Consider the following 15,294-nt stretch of genomic DNA (forward strand, 5'->3'; position numbering starts at 1 on the left):
GTCTATTTATCGGCATTAACATCCGCAATAGGATGGCGGCAGTTTATTCATTCCTTCCTTGCCGACTGATGAGGGCCGCCTGATGTTACTCACCGCCAGAACACATTCCCGATCCGCCAGCGCCCTGGCCGCGCTTTCTGTCTTTATGGCGGCCATGCTGCTGCCGTTAAGTTTTACCGGCGGCGTCATGACCACCCCGGCGATACAGCAGTCGCTGGGCGGCTCTCCCGCTGCGCTGTCGTGGCTGACCAATGGCTTTATGCTGACCTTCGGCAGCTTTTTGCTGGCCGCAGGCGTGACGGCGGATGCCATTGACAGAAAACGCATCTTTCTCGCCGGCGCCGCGCTGTTTTGCCTGAGCAGTCTGCTGTTTTGCCTGACGGACGATCTCTTCCTGTCAGGCGCGCTGAGGGCTCTGCAAGGTCTGGCCGCGGCGATGATTTTAGCCAGCGGCAGTGCGGCGCTGGCCCAGTTGTATGACGGCGCTCAGCGGACGCGGGCATTCAGCATCCTGGGCACGGTGTTCGGCGCCGGCCTGGCGTTCGGTCCGCTGCTGATCGGCTTCATGACCGACGCGGTGGGCTGGCGCGGCGTATACGCCCTGTTTGCGCTGCTCTCGGCGATGGTTCTGCTTATCGGTCTGGCGTATCTGCCCGCGGCAGAAAAAAGCGAGCCGCGGACACCCGACAATCTCGGCTTAACCCTGTTTACACTGGCCCTGATGCTGTTCACTGCCTCGCTGATGGTCATTCCGGCCCGCGGTTTTTTATCGCTGACCACGCTGGCCTTGTTCATCGTATCGGGGGGGCTGTTCGTTGCGTTTGCCGTGCGCTGCCGAAGAGTGAACAACCCGGTGCTGGAACTCTCCCTGCTGCGCCATCCGCGTTTTGTCGGCGTACTGTTGCTGCCTGTCGCCACCTGCTGTTGCTACGTTGTCCTGCTGATTATCGTTCCACTGCATTTTATGGGCGGAGAGGGGATGAGTGAGTCGCAGAGCGCGCTGTATCTGATGGCGCTGACCGCGCCGATGCTGATTTTCCCATCCGTTGCGGCCCTGCTCACCCGCTGGTTTTCACCGGGGCAGGTGGCCACGGGGGGGCTGATGATTGCCTCCGTCGGGTTGCTGTTGCTGGGTGATGCTTTTCACAGCCACCGCCTCCCGCAGCTGGTGCTGGCGCTGATCCTGTGCGGGGCGGGGGCGGCGCTTCCCTGGGGATTGATGGATGGCCTGGCGATATCCGCAGTGCCGGTCGCCAAAGCCGGTATGGCGGCAGGCCTGTTCAACACCGTTCGCGTTGCCGGCGAGGGGATCGCCCTGGCGGTCGTCACCGCGGTATTAACGGCAAGCAATAACCTGACTCTGCAGAGTCGCGTTCACGGGTATGCGCCCGAGGTGATTCACCGCGCCGCAGGCTGGCTGGGGGCTGGTAATATGCCGCAGGCGGCTGCGCTTTTGCCTGACTTTTCCCTTCGGGCGCTGCGCGAGAGCTATGACACTGCTTATACGGTACTGTTTAGCGGGCTGGCGGTCGTCACCCTGCTGTGCGCCCTGATGGTCTGGCGAACGCTATGCCGCAAGGGGGGCGCTATCCAGACCCGCAACAGCGGATCCTGAACCCCCATGACGGTGCATTGGCGTCACGCTCCCGGCAATCGCCTTTTCAGGTCTGCTCAGCGCACCGGGACTGTCATTGTTTCGCTGGCGGAACTATGCTGATTAGGGCGGCCACATGCGCCGCTCCGGCAGCGGAAACAGTGACTCACAGGTGGCGGTATGGCGAGCGATCCGGAACTGATTTACATCGAGATCCTTGAAACGGTGCTGATGGCCACCCTGGATCCTGATTTGTGGAAATCGGCGCTGCAGAAACTGGCGTTCCTCACCGGCCATCAGTACGCGGCATTTCTGTTCTACGATAAAGGCAACGCGCACCTGCTGACCGATTCACTCCTGCTGGAGGAGAAGGTTTTCACCGCCTATCGCGACGTGTTTCTGGCCATCGATCCCGCCGAAAAAATACTGACCGCGTTACCGGTCGGGCAGATGTACCGGGACCGCGAGTATTTAGGCGATAAGTTTATTGCCGGCAGCGTCTATTACAATGAGTTTCATCACCCCAACGATCTGAATAATCTTACCAGCGTCAAGCTGTGCACCCTCAATGGCTATGCCACCTATCTGTCACTGATGACGGCCAATACGGCAGCTTATCCGCAGCCGGCGCAGTTTGAGCTGTTCAGGCGCGTGATCCCGGCGCTGAAAACCGCCTGCCAGCTACACGCCCGGTTTGAACAGCTGCGGGACACCATAAAATACCAGAGCGCGGTGATGGACAATGGGATCTACCCGGTATGGCTGGTGGATCATGGCGGTAACATTCTCTACGCCAGCGCGCATGCCGAACGCTACCTGCGCGCCAACGCCCGCCTCTCCTGGTACAGCGGGGGCGATACGCTGTGCCTTGATACCGACAGCAAAAAACTGAAACGGGCTATCGAGCAGGCCACCCGAACGGCAGAGCCGCCAAGGGCAGGGCTGTGCTATACCGCCGGCCGCCAGCCGAAACCGATCCTGGTGATCCCGGCGGCCCGCCTTGCCGGGGTGGCCTGCGTGATTATTCCCGAGCCGTTTCTCACCGGCAGCGCCGTGATGGAGCTGTTTAACGTCAAGCCTGCCGAGAACGCAGTGGCGGAGCTGCTGGTGCGGGGCATGACGCCGGATGAGTGCGCCTTACATCTGGGCGTATCTATCGCCACCATCAGAACCCACCTCAGCGCCCTGTACCGGAAAACCCACACCCGTAATCAGGCAGAACTGTTGCTGATCATCCGCGCGATCCACGGCTGACAGCTTGCTCAGGAATGATGGTCGCGCAGGAAAACGGTCAGCACCTCTTTCGGCGGCACGCCGCCGCATTCGCCAATCATCCAGCCTACCGCGCCGCGGTGATAGGCGCCGTGAAAGAGCATGTGGTTGAGCATCTCCATCGCGGTCATATTGCCGTCGCCGCCGTCGACAAATTTGAAGGCGATACGTTCGTGGAAATCGGCGGGCGTCATGGCGCTGACGTACTGAATGTATTCGTCCGTACAGGCGGTCATGGCCGTTTCCAGCTCATCAACGGTTGGCGTCCCGGGGGTATTCAGCGCGGTGTAACCATGCGTCTTGCCGCGCAGATTCGCCCGGAAAATCATGTCAACGACATGGATATGGTTCATCAGCCTGAGGGTCAGGTGACGCTTTTCGCCATGTACTGTACCGTCTATCGCGCGGATCGCCTGCAAGGTGGCAAGGTCAATCCAGCGCTTGTATTTCAACAGCGTCACTACGGTGTCTTTGTCCATTGTCGGTCCCGGGTTGGTTGTGAGCCATTATCTTAGCGATGATGCCAGCGAGTTGTCACTCTCCCGCGCCAGGCACAAAAAAGCCTCGCCGGGGCGAGGCTTTTTAATCAGCAGGTGATTTAGTCAAACACACCGTTAATCACGGCGGTAACGATGGCGGTGCTCAGGGCGACCAGCACCAGGTCATCGCCGACCGCGCGCCATTCATAGCCCGGATAATAGGGCAGGTCGTTAATCATAGAAGCGGGCAGGGTCTTTTTCGCGATACCCGGAGGTAACGGTTTGCCGCGGGCGACATTTTTGGCGATACCCGGAGGTAGGGCCTGATAGCCGACCAGACCGTAGTTCACGGCAAGGGAGCGCGCCCGTGAGAAGCTAATATCGCTGTCGACGTGGTCGGGCTTGCCGTAGTTTTTGCGGTTGCCATGATCGTCATTGGACTGACCTTTATTTTGTCCTTTATTGCCATGGTCGCCGCTGTTACCGCTGTTACCATGATTGCCGCTATTGCCATGGTTACCACTGTTCCCGTGATTACCACCGCCGCCGCCATTGCCATTGCCGTTACCCGGGTTGGCATAGGCCGGAGCCGCCATGACGGCGAGAGAAATAACCGCCGCCAGTGCTGTTTTAATAGTGCGACGCTTAAGCATGATCTTGATTCCTTAATGTGGAGTACACGCATAAAAAATAAGATAAAGCTATGCCCCAGGCAATCTCATATAGTCTTATTTTTGCCGGGCTTTCGCGGGAAGGTCACAAAGGGATAGCGGGGCGCGGACGAGCAGTTCCATTGCTGCGTTTTGACAGACGGGCGACCGCGCCCCGCTAAATGTGTCGCCGGCAGGATCGCTCCCGGGCGTGTCGCAAAAAAATGCCCGAAGCCATCGGGCAAAAATGAATAAAAATATTACGCTTCATTCATAACGCGTCTCACAAGACGGAGCGGATAGTAAATCCTGGCGCCGCTGCGCACAATCGGCCGCTTGTTTAGAAATAAATAACCACGCCGACCGCGCTCAGGACGCGATCCAATGGCAGGCGACCCGATGGCCAGGGGCCACCTCGCGCAGCGCCGGCGCTTCTCTGCGGCACCGCTCGCCGACCTGCGGGCAACGGGATGAAAAACGGCAGCCGGCGGGAGGATTGACCGGATCCGGGATCTCGCCTTGCACCAGCGCTTGCGGTTCGCTGTGCGGGTCGAGGGTCGGCACCGCGGCCAGAAGCGCGCGGGTGTAGGGGTGGAGGGGGCGGCTGAACAGCGCATCGCGGCTGGCGCTTTCCACCAGTTGCCCGAGATACATCACCGCCACATCGTCACATAGATGCTCCACCACCCCGAGGTCGTGGGAGATAAACAGAAACGTGACGCCGCGGTCGTCGCGCAGGTCGGAAAACAAATTGATGATCTGCGCCTGAATGGACACATCGAGGGCCGAGATGGGCTCATCGGCGACGATAAAATCCGGGTTGAGGATCAGCGCCCGGGCAATACCGATCCGCTGGCGCTGGCCGCCGGAAAACTGATGCGGGAAGCGGGCGTAGTGTTCCGGCGCCAGGCCGCAGATCTTCATCACGTCGATCACCCGGTCATACAGCTCATCGCGGGCGCAGAGCTTGTGCTGCAGCATAGCTTCGCCTATCGCCTCGCCAATACGCAGCCGCGGGTTCAGCGAGCTGTAGGGATCCTGAAAGACCAGCTGCATCTTCGGCCGAATGGCGCGCAGGGCAGGCGCGGTCAGGTCGGCCAGCTCCTGACCGTGAAATTTCACGCTGCCGGCGCTCTTCTCGTACAGGCCAAGCAGGGTTCGGCCGACGGTGGTTTTCCCGCTGCCGGACTCGCCCACCAGGCCAAAAATGGTGCCCGGACGGATGTTAAAGCTGACGCCGTCCACCGCGCGAAGCTCGCCGGTCTGTTGGCCAAACAGGCCGTCGCGCAGCGGAAAATATTTTTTCAATCCATCCACTTCAATAACATAGCGTCCGCTCATGCTGTCGCCTCCGCAAATTCGCTGTAAAAGCAGGCGGCCCGCTGGCGCTCGCCGAGCAGCGGCGGAATCGCCTCCCGGCAGCGCGCCGTCGCCCGCTCGCAGCGCCCGGCAAAGGCGCAGCCCGTCGGCAGGGCGGCCAGATCCGGCACCTGCCCGGGAATCGAGTACAGCCGCCGACGCCGCTCGCCCGGCACCGGGCGGGAGGCGATGAGCCCACGCGTGTAAGGGTGCTGCGGATGGCGTAACACCTCCGCGGTGGCGCCCTGTTCCACAATCCGTCCGGCATACATCACCACTACCTGCTCGGCCATCTGCGCGATCACCCCCAGGTCGTGGGTAATCAGCATCATCGCCATCTGGCTGGCCCGCGCCCGGTCCCGCAGCAGGCGCAGGATCTGCGCCTGCACGGTGACGTCAAGCGCGGTGGTGGGTTCGTCGGCGATCAGCAGTTTGGGCTGACAGCTCAGCGCCATGGCGATCATCACCCGCTGCAGCATGCCGCCGGAAAGCTGGTGGGGATAGCTGACCATCAGGCTGTCGCCGCGCGCCAGGCCGACCTCGTTGAGCAGCCGGGTAGCCTGCTGCCAGGCGGCTTTCGGCGAGGCGCCGAGGTGGCGGATCGGTGGTTCGCACAGCTGCTCTCCGATGGTCAACACCGGGTTCAGGGCCGACATCGGTTCCTGAAAGATCATTGCCAGCTGGTGGCCGCGCAGGTCGGCCATCTGTCTGGCTTTTACCCGCAGCAGATCGCGGTCCGCGAAACGGATCTCGCCGCCGTCGATGCGCGCGGCCTGCGGCGGCAGGAGGCCCATCAGCGCCATCGCGGTGACGCTTTTGCCGCAGCCGGACTCGCCCACCACGCCAACGGTTTGCCCGGCCTGAATCGTGAAAGAGACGTCCTGCACCGCGCGCACGCGATGGCGTTCGCCAGCGAAAGAGACGGAGAGATGATTAAAGGAGACTAACGGTATGCTCATTTCAGCCTCGGTTTCATATTGGGATCCATGGCGTCGCGCAGGCCATCGCCCAGCACGTTAATGGCGATCACGGTGATAAAGATGGCGATCCCTGGCGGCATCCACAGCCAGGGACGGCGCTGGAAATCGATCAGACTATTGGCGGCGTCCATCATATTGCCCCACGACGGCGTCGGCGGCACCACGCCGAGGCCGAGATAGCTCAGCGCGGATTCGCTGAGGATGGCGTTGGCGACAGCCATGGTCGCCATCACCACCAGAATCGGAATGGTATTCGGCAGCAGGTGGCCAAACAGCCGGCGACGCGCCGACAGGCCCAGCACCTGGGTGGCCAGCATAAAATCGCGTTCGCGCAGGGAGAGACATTGTCCGCGCACCAGCCGCGCCAGTCGGGGCCACTCCAGCAGGCTGAGCATCACCACCACCATATAGATGCGCGAGTCCGGAGAAAAATCGAGCTCGGAAAGCATCGCCCCGGCGACAATCAACAGCGGCAATCCGGGGATGGTCATCACCAGGTCGGCCACGCGCATGATCACGCTGTCGGTTAACCCGCCGACATACCCCGAGAGAGCGCCGAGCAGATAGCCCAGGAACACCGACATCACCATGGTCAGCAGACCGATAATCAGCGAGATGCGCCCGGCCAGCAGCAGGCGGGTGTAAACATCGCGGCCGAGGAAATCGGTCCCCAGCCAGTGTTCGGCACCGGGCGGTTGGTTGATGCTCAGGGCGTCGGTGGCATCCTCTTTCCACGGCGACCAGACGGGCCCCAGCGCGCACCACACCGCCATGACCGCCAGCAGGATCAGGCAGAACATGGCCAGCCGGTTACGGCGCAGCTGTCGCCACCCCTGGCGCCAGGGAGAGGGGGTAATGTGCGCCAGCGCCGGGATAGCCGCCTGCCGCTGGCGACGACGGGAAGCAAAGTAAGACAGGATCATCATGACCTCACCCGAATACGCGGATCGGCCCAGGCGTACAGCACGTCGGCGAGCAAATTACCGACGATCGTCAGCACCGCCAGAAACAGGGTGAACCCCATCAGCACCGGATAGTCGCGGGCGGCCAGCGAGTCGATATGGATGTGGCCCGCCCCCGGCCAGTTGAATACCTTTTCGGTAATGATCGCCCCGGAGAACAGCCCCGGCAGCTCGAAGCCCAGCAGGGTGATGATCGGCAGCAGGGCGTTGCGTAGCGCATGTTTGAGGATCACCGTGCGCTCCTGCAACCCCTTGGCGCGGGCGGTACGGATAAAATCCATTTTCACCACGTCGAGCATACTGGCGCGCACATAGCGCGTCAGGCTGCCCGCCTGCAGCATCACCAGCGCCAGCACCGGCAGCGCCAGGTGGGCCGCCACCTGCAGCACATACTGCCAGCCGCTCTCGTCGCTGCCGGTATTGGTCATCCCGCCTACCGGCAGCCAGTGGAGATCGACGGCAAACCATTTAATCAGCAGCAGGCAGAGGAAAAAGGTGGGGAACGACATGGCGGCAAACACCGCGACGCTCACAAGATGATCAAACCAGGAGCCGGGTCGCAGGGCTGACACCACGCCGACCGCCAGGCCAATGCCCCAGTAAAAGACCAGCGCGACGCTGGCCAGCAGAAAAGAGTTCCAGATGTACTGGTTGAGCAGCTGGCTGACCGGGATCTGATACTGCAGCGAAAAGCCTAAATCGCCGCGCAGCAGCTGTCCCAGCCAGTGGAGATAGCGGGTGAACAGCGGCTGGTCGAGGCCATAGATCGCCTTCAGCTCAGCGGCGCGGGCGGCGGTCAGGCTGATATTGCCATCGATAAAGTCGCCGGGGGTTTTGGCAAACAGCATAAAAATAATGAACGAGGCCAGCAGCAGCATCGGCAGCGTTTGCAGCAGGCGCCTCAGGATGAAATTTTTCATGACGATCTCGCATCAGCCGCCGGTTAACCCGGCGGCCAGGGGATTTACTTGACGATTTTTACATCCGGCAGGCTGCCGGTCAGGCCGTTGTAGATATCCGGTTTAAAGCCGGTGACGCGGGCGCTGCTGGCGGAAAGAATGTTGCGATAGCCGAGCAGGATCACCGGCGGATCGTCGGCCAGCACTTTGTACAGCTGGTGATAGATCGGCTTGCGCTGTTCGATGTCGAGCACCGCGTTGCCGGCGTTAATCAGCTTATCGACCTCCGCGTTGTGGTAGCCGGACGCTTTCGCTTCGCTGCTGTAGAAATCCCATACCCCATCGTGCGGGTCGTTGAGGGTGCTGGTGCTGAACGAGGCCAGATCGTAATTTCCGGCTTTGCGCTGCGCCATCAGGGCGTTGAAATCCACCACCTGCGGCTTAAGCTGCACGCCGATCTGCCGCCAGTTCTCTTTGGCGATGGGGATCAACGCATCGTTGAGCACCTTCTTGCTCACCAGCAGGGTCAGCTCCAGACGCTGGCCCTCTTTGACGCGGATACCGTCGGCGCCAGCTTTCCAGCCGGCCTCATCCAGCAGCTTTTTCGCCTGCGCCGGATCGTAAGGGTAAGGATTGACGCCTTCTGCGTTAAAGGCCCAGGAGATAGGGGCGATCGGCTCGATGGCGACTTTGCCGTACCCCTGATAGACCACGTCGATCAGCTTTTGCCGGTCCAGGCCGTAAATCAGCGCCTGGCGCACCCGCTTATCCTGCAGCGCCGGGCGATGAACGTTGAATTCCACCTGGCTGTAGTCGCTGGAGCCGTAAAGGTTAATGTTGGCGAAGCCGAGCATCTTCAGCTGTTCGATATCGTCAGGACGTGAGGTAAAGGCGTCGTAGTCGGTCTCCCCGGTCTGGAACAGCTGGAAGTTGGTCGACGGATTGGTTACGCGATAGATAAAACGCGGCGTTGGCGGCGTCCCACGGTAAAAGTGGCTATTGGCATGGAAACGAATTTCCTGACCGGGAATATAGGTATCGTACACGTAAGGGCCGTTGCCCAGTGGCTTGCCGTGCAGTGAGCGCAGATAGTCGAGATTTCCCCGCTGATATCCTTTGCCGTACCAGGTTTTCGACAACACCGGCCCGCCAATTTTGGCCAGCGTGGTGGCGCCTGGCTGGGTGGTGGTCACCTGCAGGGTGAGCGGGTCGATGACCTTCAGACCGCTGACGCGGTCAGCCTTGCCGGCTTTGTATTCTGCGCCGCCGGCGATATTGGCCAGAGTGATGTCGGTATCGCCATCATATTTGGGGTCGAGCAGGACCGTCAGGGTAAAGGCGACATCTTCCGCCGTCAGCGGTGAACCGTCGCTGAAGGTCAGGCCAGGGCGCAATTTGATGGTATAGACTTTATTGTCCGGGCTGACCGTCCAGCTCTCCGCCAGCCCCGAGACCAGCTTGCCCTGGCTGTCCCAGTCGATCAGGCGTGAAAAAATGACGTTAGTGACGTTTTCATCCCAGCCGTTGACGAAAAAGTAGGGGTTGAAGATCCCCTGCGGCTCGGAGATCCCGGCCACTACCGTGTCTTTGCGCAGCTTAGCGCTGGCCGGGATCTGACTGGCGTCGGCGGCCGGGGTGATGCCTTCTTTCAGGAGACCCTCAGCAAAGACGGCAGAAGAAAATGCTACCACGCCGCCGAGCAGGGCCACTTTTAGCGCCAGGGCAAAGCGGGTTTTTCTGGTTTTTAATCCTTGTTGTAATCTGGACAAAAGTGCTACCTCATCAAGTGATTGCGTGGTGATTTACAATTCATGACGAAAGATAAGAGGCGCACTTCGCCCTGTCTAACACTGAAACGCTATGATTTATAACCAATTATCCTTAGCAAAGGATCGGAAATATAATCCCATTCTATGGCTATAAAACAGTGGTTTCCGCTGTGCGATGAGGGAGGCAACATGCTGTCCGCGACCCAGCCTTTCCATCGCGAGGTTCTGAACAGGCGTCACACCTGCGCGGTATTCGCCGGCTGGGCGAGAACGATGAAAGTGAACCCGTACCGACCGCCGTGTACGGCGTAAGGCACCGTGACGGTCGGTTCCGGGCAGACGTTAACGCTCCTTCGCCGCAGGGGGAAGCAGTGAGGGGGCGGTTGCGGCTAGCGGCTGCCAGAGCCGCTCGGGGTCGCAAAACCCCTCTTCGATGAGGGCATAAAAGCGGCTGGCGTGGAGACCGTCGACGAAGGCATGGTTAAATCGCCCGGCCACCGGGATCACGCCGTTCTGCAGTTTCCCCCAGGTGAGCGCCGGAACCGCGGCGCCCACCGCGTATTCCGCATGGGTCATCGAGGTGAAGTGGAGCCACGGCAGACAGCTGGCGCAGATAAAATGTTCGCCATCGACGATGAGCGGCGCAGGCGATGTCTCTCTTGCCGCGACGATCTTTGGCGTTGCCGCGGCGCTGAAGGTGGTGAACTCGGGAGCGTTGTCGCACCATACCTGGCGGAAGCCCTCCTCGACGGTCATCACCGGCGTCATGACCGCCAGACTGTCATATTCAATCACTTCGCCATTGCGCATGCGCTGTCGGAGCTGCGGTACCCCGTTGGCCGCGCGCAGCAGGGCATAGAGCGCGAGCTGAAAAAACGAGACCCGACGGTCCTTCGCACATTCGTACAGGCGCTGCGCCTCTATCGGAACGCAGAGATTAAAGCTGGGGTTGGCAAATTGTCGGTAAAAGGTGAAATGGTCCCGGCGGGGCCAGGCCGCGGTGTCGATGATCCGGTAATGTGCCATGGATGCCTCCTTATGGCTGGCGGTCTGCTGACTATGCGACGATTTCAATCAGGTTGCCATCGGGATCGGCGATCACCGCCTCATAATAGCCGTCGCCGGTGGTGCGCGGCGGTGAAACCAGTATTCCCGCCGCGCCGGCGCGCTGGGCAAGGGCATCGACCTGTTCTGCGCCGCCCACCGAGAGGGCCAGGTGCGCCCAGCCGGTATGGTTATTATCGGCGCTGGCCTGCTGCAGGCCAGGCTTGGTCATCAGCTCGATCACCACCTCGTCGTCGATGGTGACAAAATAGGAGGCAAAGCCGGGATTGGTCTGGCTGAGGTATTTTTCATTGATGCTGGCGGCAAAGAACTCGACCCAGAAGCGGGCCTGAGCCTCAAGCCGTTGGGTCCACAGGGCGAAATGGGCAATTTTCATGGTAAACCTCCGGGCAGGAACATTGACAATCACGGCAGGGCAGACGATCATGCTTGCTGTTGCTCGTTTATGATGATTTAAGGAGTTTCTTTGCTCGATTATGCTGCTTTTCCTCAACAGCGACAAGCGCTGATTTGCCAGATCCTGCAGGAAAACGGCAGGGTGGTGTGTGCGGAGCTGGCGGCGCGTCTTCAGGTGTCTGAGCATACCATCCGCCGCGATCTGCATGAGCTTAGCCGCGAAGGCGTCTGTAAAAAAGTCTACGGCGGGGCGGTGTTGAGCCTGCCGGAAGCGGGAGATTACAGTGAACGGAAAGATAAAAACCGAGCAACAAAACTCAGGATCGCGCAGCAGTGCGCCCGGCTGGTGAAACCCGGCGGCATCCTTTTCATTGATACCGGCACCACCAATCTGGCGATGGCCGAGGCGCTGCCCGCCGAGCTGGCGCTGACGGTGGTAACGAACTCTCCGGAGATCGCCGCGGTGCTGGTGAAAAAGCCGCTCTACGAGGTGGTGATGCTCGGCGGCCAGGTGCAGCGGGCGAGCGGGGGCTGCGTTGGGGCCGCGGCGGTGGCTCAGGTGCAGGGAATGTTATTCGACCAGGGGTTTATCGGCGGCTGCGCCATGGCGCCAGAGTCGGGCCTGACCGGCTTTGACTATGCCGACTGCGAGTTTAAGAAAGCGGTGATTAAGCAGTGCAGCGAAATTATCATCGGCCTGACCTCGGATAAAATTCCGGCGGTGGCGCGATTCGTGGTGGCCGCGAGCAGCGATATCGATGTGCTGGTGGTGGAGGAGAACATCAGTCGCGAATATCGCGTTGCCTTTCAGCAACACGATATTCGCATCCATACCGTGTAGCCGCTAGCGGGTGAGGGAGGTGGCGATAAGCCGCAGTCCCAGCGCCCCCAGCACCGTCGCGGTGGCGATATCGATTCGCCGCTTCAGCCGCAGGTAGACCCGACGCGGACGATCAGCGGAGAGCACCAGCGCCACCAGCGAATACCAGCTGACGTCAATCAGGAAACTCATCAGCGGCACGATGTAATAGAAGGCGGTGGGGATCTGCGCCGGCAGCACGGCGGTAAAAATCGAGGCAAACACCAGCGCGGTTTTGGGATTGCTCAACTGAGTATACAGCCCGTCGCGGAAAGTCTTCAACAACGAACGGTTGCCGTCCATGCCGCTGGCGGAAAAATCCATCGGCTGCGCCGAACCGCGGAAAATCTTATAGCCCAACCATAACAGGTAGAGCCCGCCCGCTACTTTCAAGCCAATAAACAGCTCCGGCACCGCGGTGAGTACCTTCTGCAGGCCCAGCATCGCCATAATAGAAAAAATGGCGGCGCCGGCGCCGGTGCCCAGGGCGGTCACCAGACCGTGCAGACGCGAGCGGGCGACCGCATTGCGCGCGACAAAAATAAAGCTCGGGCCGGGACTGATCACCCCCATGATCAGCACCGCGGCAAGGGCCATCAGGCTGGATAAGAACATAGCAACTCCTGGTATGTCCGCCGCCGGCAGGCGGTCGGCAACGTGGGGACGGTACGAGCAAACAGAGTAACAAACTGGCTCAGGAAAGCACGTGAAAACCCTGTGGAAAAGGCGAGGCTGAACGGGCATCCGCGGCGCGCGTTTTCTGCGCAACTGTTTGAATAACGATTCCCATTCCTGTCAGCGATGGTAAACTGAATAACTGTGATCTTTGTCATACCGTAATAACTACAGAGAAGAGACACTGCTATGCAACATATCATTGAGGGCTTCCTCAACTTCCAGAAAGAGATCTTCCCCCAGCGTAAAGAGCTCTTCCGCAGCCTGGCCTCCAGCCAGAATCCCAAAGCGCTTTTCATCTCCTGCTCTGACAGCCGTCTGGTGCCGGAACTGGTTACCCAGCAGGAGCCGGGACAGCTCTTTGTTATTCGTAATGCCGGGAATATCGTGCCGTCTTTCGGGCCGGAGCCGGGCGGTGTATCCGCGACCATTGAGTATGCCGTGGTTGCGCTGGGCGTGACGGATATCGTAATCTGCGGCCACTCTAACTGCGGGGCGATGAAAGCGATCGCCACCTGCCAGTGCCTGGAGCCGATGCCGGCGGTGTCTCACTGGCTGCGCTACGCTGATGCTGCGAAAGCGGTGGTGGAAAAGAAAACCTGGGCCAGCGAAACCGATAAGGTCAACGGCATGGTGCAGGAAAACGTGATCGCTCAGCTGAACAACATCAAAACCCATCCGTCGGTGGCGGTCGGTCTGCGCGACCAGACCCTGCGCCTGCACGGCTGGTTCTATGACATTGAAAGCGGCGAGATTCAGGCGCTGGATAAAAACACCAAATCCTTTGTTTCGCTGTCGGAAAATCCGGACGTCTTTTTCGAATAAAGCTGTTCCCAGGGCATGGAGGCCCTGTTCATCTCATCTCCTCACCACTACCACTCCACGCAAATTTTGCCGAAATGGGCGCCGCTTTGCAGATAGCGGAAGGCGTCTGGTAAGGCAGCAAAATCAAACACTTTATCGATGACTGGCCGCGACGCCTGCAGGTTCAGCGCGTTGACGTAGTCCTGTTGTTGCCGGCGATGACCCACCACCAGCCCCTGCAGTCGGGCCTGTTTACTCATCAGCAAATGGGTGGGCACATGACCTTCGAAGCCAGTCAGGACGCCGATCAGCGCGATGTGTCCGCCAACACTGACGGCCTCGAACGACTGGCCCAGGGTGCCCGGTCCGCCGAGCTCCAGGATAATATCGGCCCCGCGATGACCGGTGATGTCCAGCACCGTCGCGCCCCAGGCAGGGGTGGTGCGGTAATTGATGAGATGGTCAGCCCCCAGGGCGCGCGCGCGGGCGAGCTTTTCATCGGATGAGGAGGTGACGATGACCTGCGCGCCCATGCTTTTCGCCAGCTGCAGGGCGGTTATCGACACGCCGCCGGTGCCGAGCATCAGCACCGTATCGCCCGCTTTTAGCCGCCCCTCCACCACCAGCGCGCGCCAGGCGGTGAGGCCGGAGGTGGTGATCGTCGCCGCCTCCCTGAAGCTCCATCCGTCAGGCGCATGGGTAAAATGACTGGCCGGTCTGACCACATACTGGCAGGCGAACCCCTCGGCGCCGTCGCCCGGCGTCTGGCTGAAGTCCTTCACCTGCGGGCCCGGACGGCCATCCAGCCACTGCGGGAAAAAGCCAGCGACCACCCGGTCGCCTGGTTGAAACTCGCTGACCCCGGCGCCAACCGCTTCGACCACCCCCGCGCCGTCCGCCATCAGGATCCGCCGATCGGCAGTGGGAATCACCCCCGTCGCTACCAGCAAATCGTGATAGTTCAGGGAGGTGGCGTGTAGCGCTACGCGGATCTCGCCTGCCGCCGGCGCGCCGGGGTCGGCAAGATCGACAAGCTGCAGATTATCCAGCGAACCGGGTTTGTTGACGATCCAGGCTTTCATCATGGGGCTCTCTTTTCCAGGGGATGCGCTAAGTATTGGCCCGTCATCGGCTGAACGCCACAGTGCGCCGGTCAGGAAATCACTGCCCGGAGAAAGAGGCGAAAAAAAAGCGCCGTTTTTGACGGCGCTTTTTTTTTAATCGCGAAAGAGGGAAGAGATTATTTGCTCAGCTCAGCCGTCATATGAACGCGATTATTAAACTGGGCGCTGGTGATTTTATAGGACGCACCCTGCTCAGCGGCCTGGGCGGCGATTTTGGCTTCTGCACGGTCCAGGGTGGAAGCGGTGGCGCTGACGCTCTGGGCGAAGCTGACGGAAGAGAACAGCGACAGTGCAGCAACAGCAACGAAAGTTTTGATGGATTTCATGGTCATATTCCTTAATCTGGTGTCTGATATAGGGCTTGTCGCCCTGATGTGATAAAGAATACGCGCAAAGCCTGGCGGTTA

The 15,294-nt window shown here is 60.3% G+C and carries 16 protein-coding genes and 1 pseudogene; 5 read left to right on the forward strand and 12 right to left on the reverse strand.

Annotated elements, in window-relative coordinates; all coding sequences use genetic code 11:
- Positions 1 to 82 precede the first annotated feature (82 nt).
- The 3 genes and pseudogenes from L2I46_RS01970 to L2I46_RS01980 all read left to right on the forward strand — a co-directional run bounded on the left by L2I46_RS01970 (position 83) and on the right by L2I46_RS01980 (position 2,848).
- On the forward strand, positions 83 to 1,615 hold the full coding sequence (locus L2I46_RS01970; RefSeq protein WP_085551033.1) for an MFS transporter: 1,533 nt from the start codon (positions 83 to 85) through the stop codon (positions 1,613 to 1,615).
- A gap of 159 nt (positions 1,616 to 1,774) precedes the next feature.
- Positions 1,775 to 1,888: pseudogene (locus tag L2I46_RS01975) on the forward strand (helix-turn-helix transcriptional regulator); the annotation flags it as partial.
- An 822-nt stretch (positions 1,889 to 2,710) separates the two neighbouring features.
- Complete coding sequence (locus tag L2I46_RS01980) at positions 2,711 to 2,848, forward strand: hypothetical protein (protein ID WP_229583961.1); 138 nt, start codon at positions 2,711 to 2,713, stop codon at positions 2,846 to 2,848.
- An 8-nt stretch (positions 2,849 to 2,856) separates the two neighbouring features.
- Here the strand turns inward: L2I46_RS01980 and L2I46_RS01985 are convergent, their stop codons facing one another.
- From L2I46_RS01985 to L2I46_RS02025, 9 genes are all read right to left on the reverse strand, one after another.
- The gene (locus L2I46_RS01985; protein ID WP_032453143.1) at positions 2,857 to 3,345 is read right to left on the reverse strand and encodes a DinB family protein; all 489 of its coding nucleotides are present in this window, start codon (positions 3,343 to 3,345) and stop codon (positions 2,857 to 2,859) included.
- A 119-nt stretch (positions 3,346 to 3,464) separates the two neighbouring features.
- Positions 3,465 to 3,998, reverse strand: a complete 534-nt coding sequence (locus tag L2I46_RS01990; protein ID WP_023289974.1) for an anti-virulence regulator CigR family protein — start codon at positions 3,996 to 3,998, stop codon at positions 3,465 to 3,467.
- Positions 3,999 to 4,364: 366 nt separating this feature from the next.
- Complete coding sequence (locus tag L2I46_RS01995; RefSeq protein ID WP_236947505.1) at positions 4,365 to 5,336, reverse strand: ABC transporter ATP-binding protein; 972 nt, start codon at positions 5,334 to 5,336, stop codon at positions 4,365 to 4,367.
- On the reverse strand, positions 5,333 to 6,313 hold the full coding sequence (locus tag L2I46_RS02000) for an ABC transporter ATP-binding protein (RefSeq protein WP_117133078.1): 981 nt from the start codon (positions 6,311 to 6,313) through the stop codon (positions 5,333 to 5,335). Before L2I46_RS02000 ends, L2I46_RS01995 begins: the two co-directional genes overlap by 4 nt.
- A complete protein-coding gene (gene opp4C, locus L2I46_RS02005; RefSeq protein WP_236947506.1) occupies positions 6,310 to 7,260 on the reverse strand; it encodes an oligopeptide ABC transporter permease in 951 nt (316 codons plus the stop codon). Before opp4C ends, L2I46_RS02000 begins: the two co-directional genes overlap by 4 nt.
- Complete coding sequence (locus tag L2I46_RS02010; protein WP_236947507.1) at positions 7,257 to 8,216, reverse strand: ABC transporter permease; 960 nt, start codon at positions 8,214 to 8,216, stop codon at positions 7,257 to 7,259. Before L2I46_RS02010 ends, opp4C begins: the two co-directional genes overlap by 4 nt.
- Before the next feature lie 44 nt (positions 8,217 to 8,260).
- Positions 8,261 to 9,964 carry an ABC transporter substrate-binding protein gene (locus L2I46_RS02015; RefSeq protein WP_236947508.1) on the reverse strand — a complete coding sequence of 568 codons (1,704 nt, stop codon included), beginning with the start codon at positions 9,962 to 9,964 and terminating at the stop codon, positions 8,261 to 8,263.
- A gap of 342 nt (positions 9,965 to 10,306) precedes the next feature.
- The gene (locus L2I46_RS02020; protein WP_032453135.1) at positions 10,307 to 10,990 is read right to left on the reverse strand and encodes a CatA-like O-acetyltransferase, family 1; all 684 of its coding nucleotides are present in this window, start codon (positions 10,988 to 10,990) and stop codon (positions 10,307 to 10,309) included.
- A 31-nt stretch (positions 10,991 to 11,021) separates the two neighbouring features.
- On the reverse strand, positions 11,022 to 11,405 hold the full coding sequence (locus tag L2I46_RS02025) for a VOC family protein (protein ID WP_032453134.1): 384 nt from the start codon (positions 11,403 to 11,405) through the stop codon (positions 11,022 to 11,024).
- Between the two features lie 90 nt (positions 11,406 to 11,495).
- Between L2I46_RS02025 and L2I46_RS02030 the strand changes: the two genes are divergently transcribed.
- Positions 11,496 to 12,266, forward strand: a complete 771-nt coding sequence (locus L2I46_RS02030) for a DeoR/GlpR family DNA-binding transcription regulator (protein ID WP_032453133.1) — start codon at positions 11,496 to 11,498, stop codon at positions 12,264 to 12,266.
- Positions 12,267 to 12,269: 3 nt separating this feature from the next.
- On the opposite strand, the gene L2I46_RS02035 is transcribed toward L2I46_RS02030, so the two are convergent.
- Positions 12,270 to 12,899, reverse strand: a complete 630-nt coding sequence (locus L2I46_RS02035) for a LysE family translocator (RefSeq protein WP_032453132.1) — start codon at positions 12,897 to 12,899, stop codon at positions 12,270 to 12,272.
- Between the two features lie 249 nt (positions 12,900 to 13,148).
- Here L2I46_RS02035 and L2I46_RS02040 point away from each other — a divergent pair, with 249 nt between their 5' ends.
- Positions 13,149 to 13,784 carry a carbonic anhydrase gene (locus L2I46_RS02040; protein ID WP_023289965.1) on the forward strand — a complete coding sequence of 212 codons (636 nt, stop codon included), beginning with the start codon at positions 13,149 to 13,151 and terminating at the stop codon, positions 13,782 to 13,784.
- 47 nt (positions 13,785 to 13,831) lie between these two features.
- Here the strand turns inward: L2I46_RS02040 and L2I46_RS02045 are convergent, their stop codons facing one another.
- Complete coding sequence (locus L2I46_RS02045) at positions 13,832 to 14,848, reverse strand: zinc-dependent alcohol dehydrogenase family protein (protein WP_236947509.1); 1,017 nt, start codon at positions 14,846 to 14,848, stop codon at positions 13,832 to 13,834.
- 155 nt (positions 14,849 to 15,003) lie between these two features.
- On the reverse strand, positions 15,004 to 15,213 hold the full coding sequence (locus L2I46_RS02050) for a YdgH/BhsA/McbA-like domain containing protein (protein WP_004202908.1): 210 nt from the start codon (positions 15,211 to 15,213) through the stop codon (positions 15,004 to 15,006).
- Positions 15,214 to 15,294: the final 81 nt, after the last annotated feature.

This window comes from Klebsiella sp. 2019SCSN059 (assembly GCF_021739525.1).
In the GTDB taxonomy this organism is placed as follows: Bacteria; Pseudomonadota; Gammaproteobacteria; order Enterobacterales; family Enterobacteriaceae; genus Klebsiella; species Klebsiella quasipneumoniae.